The organism is Parabacteroides sp. AF14-59 (genome assembly GCF_003479515.1).
GTDB lineage: Bacteria > Bacteroidota > Bacteroidia > Bacteroidales > Tannerellaceae > Parabacteroides > Parabacteroides faecis.
This window is the reverse complement of the sequence record NZ_QUHH01000012.1, coordinates 118543-131974: the sequence shown is the minus strand read 5'-3', so window position 1 is coordinate 131974 and position 13432 is coordinate 118543. Positions and strand designations below refer to the sequence as shown.

At 47.6% G+C, this 13432-nt stretch carries 11 protein-coding genes; 2 read left to right on the top strand and 9 right to left on the bottom strand.

Features of this window, described 5'->3' with window-relative positions:
* Window positions 1–2: 2 nt before the first annotated feature.
* A complete protein-coding gene (locus tag DWW23_RS14280) occupies window positions 3–743 on the top strand; it encodes a DUF3823 domain-containing protein (protein ID WP_158583191.1) in 741 nt (246 codons plus the stop codon).
* Between the two features lie 230 nt (window positions 744–973).
* Window positions 974–2800 (top strand): glycoside hydrolase family 2 protein, encoded by a 1827-nt coding sequence (locus tag DWW23_RS14275; RefSeq protein ID WP_122353953.1) that lies wholly within the window; start codon window positions 974–976, stop codon window positions 2798–2800.
* A gap of 127 nt (window positions 2801–2927) precedes the next feature.
* On the opposite strand, the gene DWW23_RS14270 is transcribed toward DWW23_RS14275, so the two are convergent.
* The 9 genes from DWW23_RS14270 to DWW23_RS14230 all read right to left on the bottom strand — a co-directional run bounded on the left by DWW23_RS14270 (window position 2928) and on the right by DWW23_RS14230 (window position 13425).
* Window positions 2928–3920 (bottom strand): family 43 glycosylhydrolase, encoded by a 993-nt coding sequence (locus DWW23_RS14270; protein ID WP_122353952.1) that lies wholly within the window; start codon window positions 3918–3920, stop codon window positions 2928–2930.
* A gap of 50 nt (window positions 3921–3970) precedes the next feature.
* The gene (locus DWW23_RS14265; protein WP_122353951.1) at window positions 3971–4852 is read right to left on the bottom strand and encodes an aryl-sulfate sulfotransferase; all 882 of its coding nucleotides are present in this window, start codon (window positions 4850–4852) and stop codon (window positions 3971–3973) included.
* A gap of 11 nt (window positions 4853–4863) precedes the next feature.
* On the bottom strand, window positions 4864–6660 hold the full coding sequence (locus DWW23_RS14260; protein WP_122353950.1) for a c-type cytochrome: 1797 nt from the start codon (window positions 6658–6660) through the stop codon (window positions 4864–4866).
* Between the two features lie 5 nt (window positions 6661–6665).
* A complete protein-coding gene (locus tag DWW23_RS14255; RefSeq protein WP_122354014.1) occupies window positions 6666–9149 on the bottom strand; it encodes a hypothetical protein in 2484 nt (827 codons plus the stop codon).
* Window positions 9150–9261: 112 nt separating this feature from the next.
* A complete protein-coding gene (gene deoC / locus DWW23_RS14250; RefSeq protein WP_122353949.1) occupies window positions 9262–9957 on the bottom strand; it encodes a deoxyribose-phosphate aldolase in 696 nt (231 codons plus the stop codon).
* A gap of 12 nt (window positions 9958–9969) precedes the next feature.
* Window positions 9970–11004: a zinc-binding dehydrogenase gene (locus tag DWW23_RS14245; protein WP_122354013.1), complete on the bottom strand. Its 1035-nt coding sequence runs from the start codon at window positions 11002–11004 to the stop codon at window positions 9970–9972.
* A gap of 20 nt (window positions 11005–11024) precedes the next feature.
* Window positions 11025–12548 carry a xylulokinase gene (gene xylB, locus DWW23_RS14240; RefSeq protein WP_122353948.1) on the bottom strand — a complete coding sequence of 508 codons (1524 nt, stop codon included), beginning with the start codon at window positions 12546–12548 and terminating at the stop codon, window positions 11025–11027.
* A gap of 17 nt (window positions 12549–12565) precedes the next feature.
* Window positions 12566–13045 carry a hypothetical protein gene (locus DWW23_RS14235; RefSeq protein ID WP_122353947.1) on the bottom strand — a complete coding sequence of 160 codons (480 nt, stop codon included), beginning with the start codon at window positions 13043–13045 and terminating at the stop codon, window positions 12566–12568.
* Window positions 13042–13425, bottom strand: coding sequence for an electron transporter RnfD (locus DWW23_RS14230; protein ID WP_122353946.1), 384 nt, complete (start codon window positions 13423–13425; stop codon window positions 13042–13044). Before DWW23_RS14230 ends, DWW23_RS14235 begins: the two co-directional genes overlap by 4 nt.
* Window positions 13426–13432 lie beyond the last annotated feature (7 nt).

Below are 13432 nucleotides of genomic sequence, written 5' to 3'. Positions count from 1 at the left end.
GAATGAAAAAGATAATATATAATATAGCCTCATTATTGTTGTTGGCTGTTTTTGCCACTAGTTGTGGTATGGATAATTACGATGCTCCCGAATCCAAGTTGTATGGCCAGATCCTGTACAAAGATGCCGGTGGCGTAGAACATCCTTTACAGGTGAAAGGTACCGGAGAAGCCATAAAACTCTCGTTATATCAGTATGGCTGGCAGTTATCAGATGGTATTACGTTGTATGCCGACCAGGATGCTAAGTTTGAAGCCATTCTTTTTGACGGCGATTACCATATGATTACAAACAATAATAATGGTCCCTGGAAAACTGTACAGATATCTGAAGTAAAAAAAGATACAGTCGATTTTACACTGAAGGGTAGTACCGAAGTCAAGATCTATGTGACTCCTTATTTTATGATAGAAAATGCTGCAATCAGTCTGAATGGAACTAATTTATCGGCTACCTGTGCTGTAAAACAGATTATTTCTGATGCAGCGATAAATACGCAAAGTGTGTTTATTAGTTCTACCCGGTTTGTAGATGAGCAGACGAATTTCGCACGTATGGACTATTCTGAAGATAAGTCTGCCGGGAATAAAAACTTCTCATTCGCGATAACCGATGCATCACAGCTAAAATCTTTGGAGAATGCAAAGAATCGTACAGGAAAAGTGTATGCTCGTATAGGTATTAAGGCAGAAGGAGCTGACCAGTTTATTTATTCGGAGGTCTTCGAACTTGCTGTAAAATAAATTGCTTTGTAGGAGGGGTGTGTCATTAGATAATGATGCACCCTTTTTTTATTATGACCTCAAAATATATAGTTATGAAAGTACATGCCTTTGGCTATTTATATTTTTCAATATAGAAATATTTATACAATGATATAGAAAGTGGGATTTACTTATTAATTTTGACCCATTGAACTTTCAGGCAATTATCTCATTCTAGATCTCATTTACTTATATTAAATAACAATATCATGAAAAAAGTTGTGTTTATTTGCTTTCTCTTCTGTTTCTTTTTAGGGGGAGGGATTAGTATGAAAGGGCAAAGCCCGAAAAAGTTTACATTACCAACTCCCTGGACCAATAAAGCATTGGAAGTTGCTGTTCCTTTGCCGGAATATCCGCGGCCACAAATGGTGAGGACGGAGTGGTTGAATTTGAATGGTGTATGGGATTATATGGGTGGAAAAGACTTACAGGACCCGGTATCGGCAACTTCTGTCCCGACATTCCCCGTTAAGCCGGAACAAATCAGGGTTCCTTTCCCTCCGGAGGCAGAATTATCAGGTATTGCCCGCAAAGGGGATACTTGTCTATGGTATCGTCGAAGCTTTACTATACCCGGAGCCTGGAAAGGAAAGAATGTCTTATTGAATTTTGGTGCGGTAGACCGTATTTCGACTGTGTTTGTGAATGGAAAGAAAGTGGGCACACATACAGGAGGATATGATGCTTTTACTTTTGATATTACTGCTTTTTTGAAGTCGGGTGAAAATACTCTTGTGGTCGGTGCCTATGATCCTAACGATGGAAAAGCAGCATCCGGTAAAAACGGGCCGCGTGGCGATTATACTTTTACGTCCGGTATCTGGCAGACAGTCTGGTTAGAACCTGTGGAAAAACAATATGTTTCTCGGATCAAGCTGATCCCCGATCTGAAGAACAACCGTTTGGAGGTGCTTGTTAACACAGATAATGACGGGTTAAAAGTTTCGGCAGTAGCAAAAGATGGTGGAAAGGAAATAGCGAAAGCGGAAGGAACCGTTAATGGTAAGTTTTATATTCCCATACAGAACCCTCGTCTCTGGACTCCTGAAGATCCTTTTTTGTATGATTTAAAGTTACAGCTGAAGAATACGAAAGGTAAGGTAGTGGATGAAGTCGATTCTTATTTTGGAATGCGCTCCGTTTCTTTAGGAAAGGTGGATGGAGTAAACCGCCCTTTATTGAACGGTAAGTTTGTTTTTCAAATAGGGTTGCTGGATCAGGGCTATTGGCCGGATGGTATTTTTACGGCTCCGACGGATGAAGCATTGCTGTATGATATAGAATTAGCCAAACGGGCCGGTTTTAACGTGATCCGTAAGCATATAAAAGTGGAACCGCAGCGTTGGTACTATCATTGTGACCGCATGGGATTGATGGTCTGGCAGGATATGCCTAATCTTTGGGAACCGGATGGTACCGATTCTGTTGCTGTACGTAAGCAATTCCGCGAAGAATTGAAAGTAATGATCGATCAGCATATCAGTTCACCTTCCATTGTGATGTGGGTTCCTTTTAATGAAAACTGGGGAGCGTTCGAGGTTACTGATATAACAGCCTGGGTGAAAAAGTATGATCCGAGCCGCCTGGTCAATGGTTTGTCCGGCTATAATTATGCACCGGGTTACCGGCCGGCCTATGGAGATCCCGGTAATGGTGATTTTGTCGATATGCATCATTACGGCAAAATAGAGCCGAAGGCAATGCCTCGTCCGGATGAGAAAAGAGCTGCGTCTCTCGGTGAGTTCGGAGGAAAAGGATTATTTGTCAGAGATCATTTATGGCCTGTAAGGAATGATGCTTATGAAATGATGTTGAACAAAGAGGTACTGACCGATACATATATACTTATGCTTAACGAATTGGAGCAAATGATTAAATACTTTGGCTTGAGTACGGCTATTTACACGCAGACGACGGATGTGGAGCACGAAATAAACGGGTTGGTCACTTATGATCGTTGGGTTGAGAAGATGAATCTGGATAAGGTTAAACAAATCAACCGGGAGGTAATAGAAGGTACGCGGCAGAAATAAGTAGCATATCGATGTGGGGAAGGTAGCACTATAGTGTTGACAGGTGTAAGTCTATAGTGCTGATAGATGTAGGTTTGTAATGTTGATACATCTGAGTCTATAGTGCTACCTTATCCTTTTTCAGTATTTAGAATACAGGGGTTTCAGCCTCCAGTGAGGGGGTAGAGCCGGTTACCTCCGGCCAGTCGTTTACCCATCTGACCTGATCGAGCATCAGAACACGTCCGGTAGGATTTTCTTTACTCACCGCATGATAAAGCATCCAGTCGTTTCCAGCTTTGTCAGTCACTATTTCCGAGTTATGACCTGTACCGACAAAAGCCTCATTTCCGCGAATCAGTATCTCATGATGGTTTTCCATCATCGGTTGCCCCTTTTTGTCCACATAAGGACCGAACAGGTTTTCTGAACGGCCGACTACGGTTGTATAGGTGCTTTTTAATCCTTCGCAGCAACTGCCGATAGAGGCGAACAGGTAATAATATTTGCCACGTTTATGAATATAAGTTCCTTCATAAGCTGTACCGGCTACCTGTTTTTTCTCTGCTCCTTCCTTCAGGGTTAGTCCGTCGTCTGACAACTCTATCCCGTAAATTCCCCGGAAGCTTCCCCAGAACATGTACTTTTTGCCATTCTCTTCGATGTAATACTGGTCGATGGAGTTTTGCACACCTATCGTATTGCTCCTGAACATCATCCCCCGGTCGGTAAAAGGACCCTCCGGTTTGTCGGCAGTTGCGACTCCGATGCCGCAGGTCCATTCTCCACCCCAGACGGACATGGAGTAATATAAAACGTATTGTCCGTTGATATAATTGATATCAGGTGCCCACAGACCGCCTTTAGGCTCGAAAGTCGGACGGGTTTCGTCTGTAAAGGCAGTACCTACTTCTTCCCAGTCTACCAGGTTTCTGGAACGGTGGATAGGAAGATTACGAATATTCTCCGTTGCATACACGTAAAAGTAACCGTCATCGGCTTTGATGAGGCTGGGGTCCGGAAGACTGTAATCGATGACAGGATTCCTATAGGTCTTATTTTCTGTTTGTAGCGGCTTATCGGCCAGACAGGCTGTAAGCGATGCAATCCCGAATAAGGATATAAAAAATAATTTTCTCATATAGCTGTTGTCTGAATGATTGTTTGAATAACAACGAATTAGAAAATGCCTTAATGAAATGAACCGGTATTTTCATCCAGGCTGAATACGGAAGACATGGTTTGTATCCCTTCCTGATCCTTTAATGTACATAGAACGTTCTTATCCCTGTCTACCAGGAACAGATGATCCCGTTTTTCCGGATTTACATGCCCGACCCAGTTGGTGAAGAGCAAGCGCCCGTCAGGGAAATATTGCATGCCTCCCAGAAACTTTAAAGGCTCTCCGGGAATGTCCTTGTTCGATATTTCCCATACGGTGTTGCCTTTTTTGTCTAATTCGACAATGCGGGGATTCTGTGTCTTATCGGCTATGGCGACCAGTGTGTGGCCGTTCGGCAGCCGGATCACAGAATGAGGACCGCCGGGGACCTGTACCTGCCAGACCACTTCTCCTTTTGAATTGTATTCTTTGACGTATTCCCCTCCGTAATGCGCAACGAGATAATTGCCATTATCCAGTCTGCGGGCATTACGCATAAAGGCGAATGTTCCGTCCGAGACACCTTCCGGCAGGATGCACACCTCACTTACGATTTTCCCCCCGGGAGAAACTTCCAGTAAGCGTCCGGCATTGCATTCACCGATAAAAGTATTCCCGTTTTTCAGACGCTGGCAGGCGAAGACGGGACTTTCCGAAGCATAATAAAAGACGGTATCGTTTTGCCGGGTCACTTCCAGTACTCCTTTGCCAACCGAAAACAATAAGTTCCCATTCGGAAGTACCCAGAGATCATTCGATTCCGGAGCCTCATGTTGCCAGACGATCTTGTTGTTTTCCATAATGAAAACGATCCCCTGGGAGTAATCGGCTCCGGCGAAGTTCCCGCATTGTGCCAATACATTAAAGCAGTGGATGCAGGAAAGAAAAAGGATATAAGTAAAATGTCTCATAATGTTGTTTCTTAAAGAGATAATACGTATTCTGCCAGGTCGTTCAGTTCGTTTTCCGACAGTGTTTCTGCGGGGCCATGCACTTTCAGCATTTCCTGCATGGTGTAGCTGCGCCCGTCATACAGGTAAGGAGCTGTTCTCCATACTTCGTTCAAGGCGGGAACATCCATTTTTACGTTCTGATCCGGCCCGTTCGTCCAGTTTACCTTGTATTGTTTCATATCCGTATAATAAGTACCCGAATGACAGGACGCACAGTTTTTCTCGAAATGTACCTTCCCTTTTTGGGCTGCTTCGGATAAATTACCGTTTACCAGGTAAGGACTCGGAACCGGTGACAATGACTTCAGGTACACGTCGATGGCCGGAGCTATTTCTTCTGTCGAGGCAGCAAATAAGATATACTTGATACCTGAGATGACAGCCGTTTCCGCATCTTTACGAATACCGGAAACCATACAGGGAGGAGTCTGGTGGGATAAAACCAATGTCTTGGTATTCTTAGGATTCCCCATGCCGTCGTTCAGCAAATCCCAGTTCAGCCCGTCCATGCGGGCATCGTTGGGATGGCAACTGGCACAGCTCTGCCATTCCTGGAAACCGATGGAAGCATCGTGGAAATACATATCGCCTTTCCCTTTTTGAGTGGATGCGAGCGTAGCACCCAATGAGGTAGAAACCATATCCTTGCCGCTTCCGTTGAAGGCAACCAATTCTCCGGTATAGTAATTCGCCGTATAGACTTTATCCGGTGTGACGTACAAGGCACGGGGACCTTTCCCCTGCGTTTTGTAGAAATCGCGGATGCCGTATAAGAAACCGGCATCATCCGGGATATGCGCATAATCTTTGGTCGAAGGGGTTACTTTTTTGCCGTCTTTTGCCCGTGCCAAGCGGTCATGCAATGAGGTTCTGTCTACACAAACCAGTTCGTGAGTTCCGGAGACAGAGATCCATATTTTACTGTCATCCGGCGAAACGACAACGTTCCACGGATTGGAGGCGCCTTTCTGCGGAGTGTCCAACAGGACCGTGTTTTCCACTTCCTGTGTATGCAGGTTGATGACGGACAGGACGTTCGTACTCATCCATCCCCGGTCTACCTGGTTGGTCGGGAGCTGGTAGCGTGCCAGCAGATGAACGGCATACGCATAATCGCCTTTGCTGTCCGTAGCCAATGCTTTTACATCTGTGGAACCATTTGGAAGCTGTAAGCGTTTCACTACCTTTTTATTGTTTACATCGACAATATCCAACTGGCAGGCAATCGGATAAGTGAGCGATGACATTTCCGGCAGGTTGTTGGCAACCAGCAATAAGCTGTCGCCAGCGAATGAAACGATGTCTACCGGTTCTCGGCCTACGGTAATCCGGTTCAACACCTCTTTGGTTTCCGGAGATACTTCCCACAGTTCGTTGTTGAAGCGTTGGGTTGTCCATAAAGAACCTGTCTGCCGGTTGAACAAGAGGGCAGAAGGCGTGTGTCCCAAGGCTGTTTGAGAGATAACGGACAGGTCTTTCCCGTTCAGCTCACATAAAGAGCCTCCGACACCGTCGCATACCACCCAGATATGCCGGTCGGGCGTTTCCGTCAGGTCGTTGGCGGCGGTTGGCAATGTCACTTTGATACCTGTATTCTTTAAACGGGTATCGATGAGGCATATTTCTTTTTTATCCCGGTTTGTCACCAGAAGTCCGCTTCCTTCTCCGGCACTCCATATATGATCCGGAGCAAAAACATCATTCCCGTTGCATCCTGTCAGGGCAGCCAGGCACAGACAGGCTATATAAGTCCAGTTTATTTTCATAATCTTTACTTCTTTGCTTTTAACGATTGAAGATACTGACGGATGTTTTCTTTCTCGGCAGCCCGGGATGTTTCCCGTTTCTTCTCATAATACGTATAATAATCCTTCTCCTCCTGTGTCCAGTTGTTTGCTTCCCGGTAATCACCGATGAACGGTACGCACAGGTCGATCCATAAAGCGATCGTTTCCATTTCTTCCTTGCTCAGGTTGCATCCGCCGTGCCCGTTTTCAAGCCGTTTGATCAGGTTGCTTGTGTTGGAACCGGCAAAATAAGGGGCGAGCAACGTCGGTTCGGACAGATTGCTTATCCAGTTTACTTCCGGGTGATGAGCATCTCCCTGCCAGGAGTCGTTGTCTCTCGTCATCTGGCGGGCATGCGTCAGGTTCAGATAAGAGTCTGAGAACTTGCGCTTGGTCTGCTGGTCGACTACTTTCAACTCGCCTTTCAGGCTCAGTTTGCTTTTCACCCCGTCATGGCAGGATATGCAATGAGCATCCCAGATAGGCTGCACCTCTTTGATGTAGCTGAAGCAACGGTCGCCAATTCCTTCCGGCTCGATCTTTTGGATACCGGTGTTCATCGCTATAGATACCGGATGCGAAGCTACCGGAACCGTATTTTTGTGCTCATGGCATCCTACACAACTTTGTGTTTCTCCCGGCTGCAAAGTCGACCAGCTGCGCATGGTCTGTACAACGCGGTTGTTTTCATCCAATGCCTGGAAGTATAAAGGCGTGCGGCAAGGCACTTTGAAGAAGGCCGAACCGTCCGGCTGCACATCTATCGTTCCCAGTATCCGTTTTACGTCCCAGCTGGCATTGCCGACTCCTACCGGGGAAAAGGCATGTCCGCCGCCCCCCGCATCAAAGCCATAAGCGGCACCGATACTGGCTACGCGGTAGATGGGTTCGACAATCCGCAGTTTCTTGATCGTTCCCGGCTCGATGCCTTTCAAACCGTTTCCTTCGTAAATGTTCTGCATATAGTAGACACCTTCCTCTTTCGTGTAGTCCACATTGTTTACACGCTCGAAAGGACGTTCACGTTCGGCCAGCAGAACTGGCTGATTGCAGGATATGCTGGCATCCGAAACCAATAGTTCGCGTTCTCCGTCCGGTGTCATCCAGTAGATACCAAATTCCATCGGATGGCCTACGTGGTAGCCCAGCGGCGTATAGGAAATCAGAAACTCTTCTTCATTCAAAGGGTAAGGGTGTTGGAACTGGTCGCCGAATTGTCCGTATGTATCGACTTTTACAGCTTCCGGCCTGTGGAGCGGGGCAACCAACATGACACCTTCGTTCTCATCGCGTCCGGCTTCAGGGTCGATGATGCATAATTTACCGTGTTGAGGTGTGTGATGACCGAGTATGGTTGCCATCACCTTTCGTGTTCCGGGGATTTGGCGGGTATGTGTGACCGTGGTAGGGAAGAAGCTGTTTCCTCCGTAATACTCAGCCTGTCCGGTACCGTCCGGATTCATCTGGCAGAGCGGTTGCATAAATACCTGACCACGGTCGTTGTATTCCCAACGGGTATAGACAACGCGGCCGTCGTCGAGCAGTGTCGGATTGGAGGTATGCACCTGGTCGAATCCGACCTGCCGCATATAACGTCCTTCGCGGTCGCAGAGATAGAGGTTGCTGACTTCTACGGTCCAGCAGTCTACCGCACTACCGTTGCGGGTCGAGTTGAACAGGATATTTTCGTCCGGTAGATAGATCGGCTCTATATCGGCAAATCCCAGGCCGGAAGTGATCTGTTTCAGTTTCCGGGAGGGCATTTCCATTTCGTACAGGTGGAAGTCGTCTTCTTTCTGTGACTTCTTCCAGGCAAATAATATATGCTTTCCATCGAAATGTACGTCCGGATCACGGAAAACGCCGGCTGTATCTTTCAGCAAGGTTTCTTCTTTAGCCCAGATACCATCCATCTTAAAAGATGCCAATTCTCCCCCGGCAAAGAAATTACATTCCGCACGGGCATCGGACAAACCTTCCGTATAGGCAAAGAAAGACGGACGCAGCGTACGGAATTTGGTAAACACAACTTCGGGAGTGTTTTTTATAAATGAAGCCAGCCGCTGCTCTCTTCTTTTCGTACAGGCGTCGAGATAGGAAGACAAAGCCTGTGTGATGCTTTCCGGGGTATCGGTTACTTTTGTTTCCAGCTGTAGTTTGTGCAGGCGTTCGCTGATCTGACCGGAAAAAGTCCCGTCAAACCATTTCACATTACTTCCATCCTGTAGCCACCAGTCGTAATAGACGGGATAGTGATGATATAAATGCAGATGCGCCTCCCGGATCAGGGTGGCGGTACTGTCTTTTGAGACTACCCCTTCGGTAGCCTTTATTTTATTGAATCGGTCTTGTATTTCGGCTATAAATTCCTGCTTATCGGCGGGATGGTGATCTTTATACTCGTTGTTCTGACAGGCTGCCAGTACAACGAGTATAAGTCCCATTCCTATTTTGTGTAAGTTATTCATGTTACTCCCTTCTTTATTAATAATCCGGTTACCGGAATAAACTGAAACGATGCTTTGTTTCAATTTGTTTCTTCTGGATGAAACTGTTGTTTCTTGGTATGAAACTAATGTTTCATAAGGAAGAAACTTTGTAAGCCTCTACGATTGAGACTCCGCTAGACGTACCGATTCGGGTAGCGCCTGCCTTAATCATGGCTAATGCCGTATCCAGGTCGCGGATGCCGCCTGCTGCTTTCACTCCGATTTCCGGACCAACTACCCGGCGCATCAGGGCAACGTCTTCTACGGTGGCTCCGGCCGTGCCGAAACCGGTCGAAGTCTTCACGAAATCGACACCTGCTTCTTTGGCGATTTGGCAGACTGTCTCCTTTTCTGCATCAGACAGGTAGCAGGTTTCCAGAATCATTTTACAGATCACGCCTGCCGGTTTGCAGATGGCTACCATATCTTCGATTTCTTTCTTTACGATGTCCAATCTTCCTTTTTGCAGAGCGCGGACATTAATTACCGTATCGATTTCCGTTGCTCCTTTTTCGATGGCATCACGTGTTTCAAACGCTTTGCATTCGGTGGTCGTCTGGCCTAACGGAAATCCGATGGCTGCACCGACGCGAACAGGCGAACCTTCCAGCAGTTTGACGCAGGTTTCTACTTCTGCCGGATTGATGGCTACCATTGCAAATTCATATTTCCGTGCTTCGGCACACAGTTTTTCGATGTTCTCTGCCGTGCCGAAAGGTTTCAGGAAGGTATGATCGATCATTCCTGCCAATTTTTCTGCTGTTAAGTTTGCGATTATTTCGTTCATGATAAATGATGTTTAGAATGTTAATACTGTTTTTATTACTTCGTTACGTTTTACGGCTTCCAGAGCCTCGTTTATTTGTTCAATCTTAAAGCGATGGGAGATAAAGTCGGAGGCAGACAGACGGCCTTCACGTATCCATCCGGTCAGTGCGATCATGGCCCGTTTCTCTTCTGAGCGGGTCGGCCAGCGGTGGATGTAGAGGTTGAAGTTGTATGGAGCCTGATCTAAATCGATTGTCGGATTTTTGGTCATTACACCGTAGACGCAAATGTCGCCGGCCATTTTGATAAGCGGCAGAGCCGAGTTAACGATGGATGGTAAACCTACTGCGTCAATGATCGTATCGTACGAACGGTTGGCAGCGGCTATAAATTCAGGGGTGGCGATTTCTGCCGGAGTATATCCGTTGTCTGCTCCCATCTGTTTGGCCAGCTCCAGCTTGGCGGGAAGCATATCGACGATATCCACCTGTCCCAGGCCGAACAACTTGCCCAGTTTGACGAAACTCAACCCGACGGGACCGGCACCGAATACCATTACTTTCTTGCCCGGAGCCAGACGGAAGTCTTTAAATGCGCCGACTATCTCACGCCAGGTACAAGCGATTACCGCTTCTTCCGGTTGTATATCGGCTGGTACGGCATTCTGAATCTCAAAGCTGTCCCAGCAGCCCTGTTCCGGTGTGGCGAGACCTTCTTCCTGCAACACTTCGAAATCGTTCACGACGACATATTCGCTGAAGCCTCCCCAGGCACTGTTCAATCCAGGAGTTGTAAAAGTAGCATTTAACCCGCCGATGGCCCTGTCGCCCACACGGAAGTTGCGAACTTTAGCCCCGACTTCCACTACGATACCAACATTCTCATGTCCCAGAGCCATCGGGAACTGGTCTGCTCCGGGGAAATGCCCGGAAATCAGTTTACTGTCGGTTGCATTACACAGGGCTACCATCTCGGTTTTCACCAAAGCCTGATACGGCGTGATAGCCGGTATATCTATCTCCCGGATTTCTACTACGCCGGGAGCTGTTGCGATTACGCTTTTCATTTGTCCTTTCATATTCTTTCTTATAGGTTTAAATTCGATAAATCGGTATAGACCTCTTTCAAATGGTCGTATGTTCTATCGAATACTCCGATTAATTCCTGATATTTCTCCACATTGGCAGGGATAGGGGTGATCTTCTTATCGATATGGATAAAGCGGTCGGTTACGCTGAAGTCCTTGAACAGTCCGGCTCCGATACCGGCCAGGATAGCGGCACCCATCGAGGTGGCTTCTTCCAGATAGTTCGGTATCTTTATTTCTGTCTGGTAGATGTCGGCCATCATTTGCTGCCAGATCGGATTTTTGGCACAGCCGCCTATCACGGTCATATTCTCAACCGGCACGTGGTTTCGGAATATATTCACGATAAGTCCCAGGTTCAAGGTGATACCTTCCATGACGGAACGAAGCATATCTCCATGCGTATGTCCTACGGTCAGTCCGATAAAGGCTCCTTTGGCATTTACGTTCCAGCGCGGGGAACGTTCGCCCATAAGATAGGGCAGGAACAGCAGCTTGTTGGAACCTATCGGTGATTTCCGGATCTGTTCGTCGATCAGTTCGTATACATTTCCTTTCCTTTGTCTGGCTTCTTCCTGTTCCTGTTGGCACAGTTGCTGAACCATCCAGTTATAGGAAGCTCCTGCCGTCTGCATGGTGCCGGACGGATGAAGCATGCCCGGAACGACATGCGCCCAGTTCATCGTGCGCCGCTGTTCGTCGACAACAGGTTTCTCTACAGTCAGGGCTACCCATGAGGAAGATCCCAGGTAGTTGTAAGATGTTCCCGGGGCTACACAGCCAACGCCTACTCCGGCACAACTGCCGTCACCGCCTCCGCAAACGACCGGTGTTCCTTTCCGGAGTCCGGTAGCTTTGGCTGCTTCTTCCGTTACCTCGCCTATCACATCGATGGAGGAACGTACTTCCGGGAACAGCGAAATGTCCAGTCCGGCTGCCTCGATGATCTCTTCACTCCAGGCCCAGCGATTCAGGTCGTAGGCATTCGTACCGGATGCATCCGACGGATCGGTGGCAATCGTACCGCAAAGACGGAAATTGATATAATCCTTAGCATTGAGCATCTTGTAAGTATTTGCGAATACTTCCGGCAGATGTTTCCGTATCCACATGAGCTTTTCTATCGAATAAGAGGCACTGATGCGATGGCCTGTTATCTCGTAGAAATGAAGCGGATCGATCTTTCCGGCCAGGAACGCTTCCTCCTCCTGCGAACGCTGATCGCAATACAATAGGTGGGGATAAAGCGGATTTCCTTTTTTATCGACGCATAAACAACCCATCATTTGTCCGCTCAGGGCAACCCCGGCAATATCATCCGGCGAAACGATTTGCAATAGCGCATGGGTCGTTTCAACGATTGCTTTCCACCAATCCGCAGGATTTTGTTCCGCCCGGTTGCCGGCAGCATAATCGGTACGGTAAGAGGCTACATAGGAGGCGACCAGCATACCTTCTTCGTTGAATAAAGTCGCCTTGTTGCCACTCGTGCCTAAGTCGTGTGCAATAACGTATTTTGACATGGTCTATAGAATATTATTTATAATGCAGCATTCGTATATCCGGTCAGTCCGACCAGAATACCTCCAACGATCCCTCCGGCTATGATAACCACCCAGCGCGGGAATGCTTCTTTCAATAAGCCCAGACGTTGGCCTTTCGGGGCGCAGAGCGTATCGCAGACCACAAATCCCATCGCGATGGCCCAACCCATATCTACCCAGGGAGCACTTCCGCGTGCACCTTGATGGATCAGGCTGAACTGCATCGGCAGTCCATTTGCATCCGGAGCCAGCCCGGTGGAGAAACCGAAGCCGGGCAATTTATGGTTGACGAGCCAGAACGTTCCAATAATTAATGCGGCGGCGATAAAGCCTCCCTTTGCTCCAAAGTCCCTGACCAGTTTAGGCCAGCAGAATATAACCGTGAATGTGACGGCGAAAGAACCGAATATACTGGTGATGATACCGGCATTGTACATGCCGAACAGTTCATTGTAAGTCTGTAACCACTCGCTCATACTGCCTCCTCCTCTTTTGACAGGCGGTTACCGCACGAACGCATCGCCCAGATAGTCAGACCGGCCAAAGCTCCCCCGATCAGACAACAAAACAGGGTAGGAGCCGCCAGAAAGAATTGTGTGATGTCGCCCTGGAAACGGACGATCCCCCAGGCTATACCGGCGGAACCGATACACCATCCCTGGTCCAGCCATATCTTTCCTTCCGGGTTTAATATGGCTCCGTTGTAATGGTTCATGTACCACATGATCCCGATGATAAGTGTAGCCGCCAGCCATCCTCCCATGAGGCCGTAGGTCTTCCAAAGCTCCGGCCAGATGCCGAAAGCAAAACCTCCGCATATGGCCGATCCGGCAAATGTAGATAAGTAGTGTTTCATGATATTA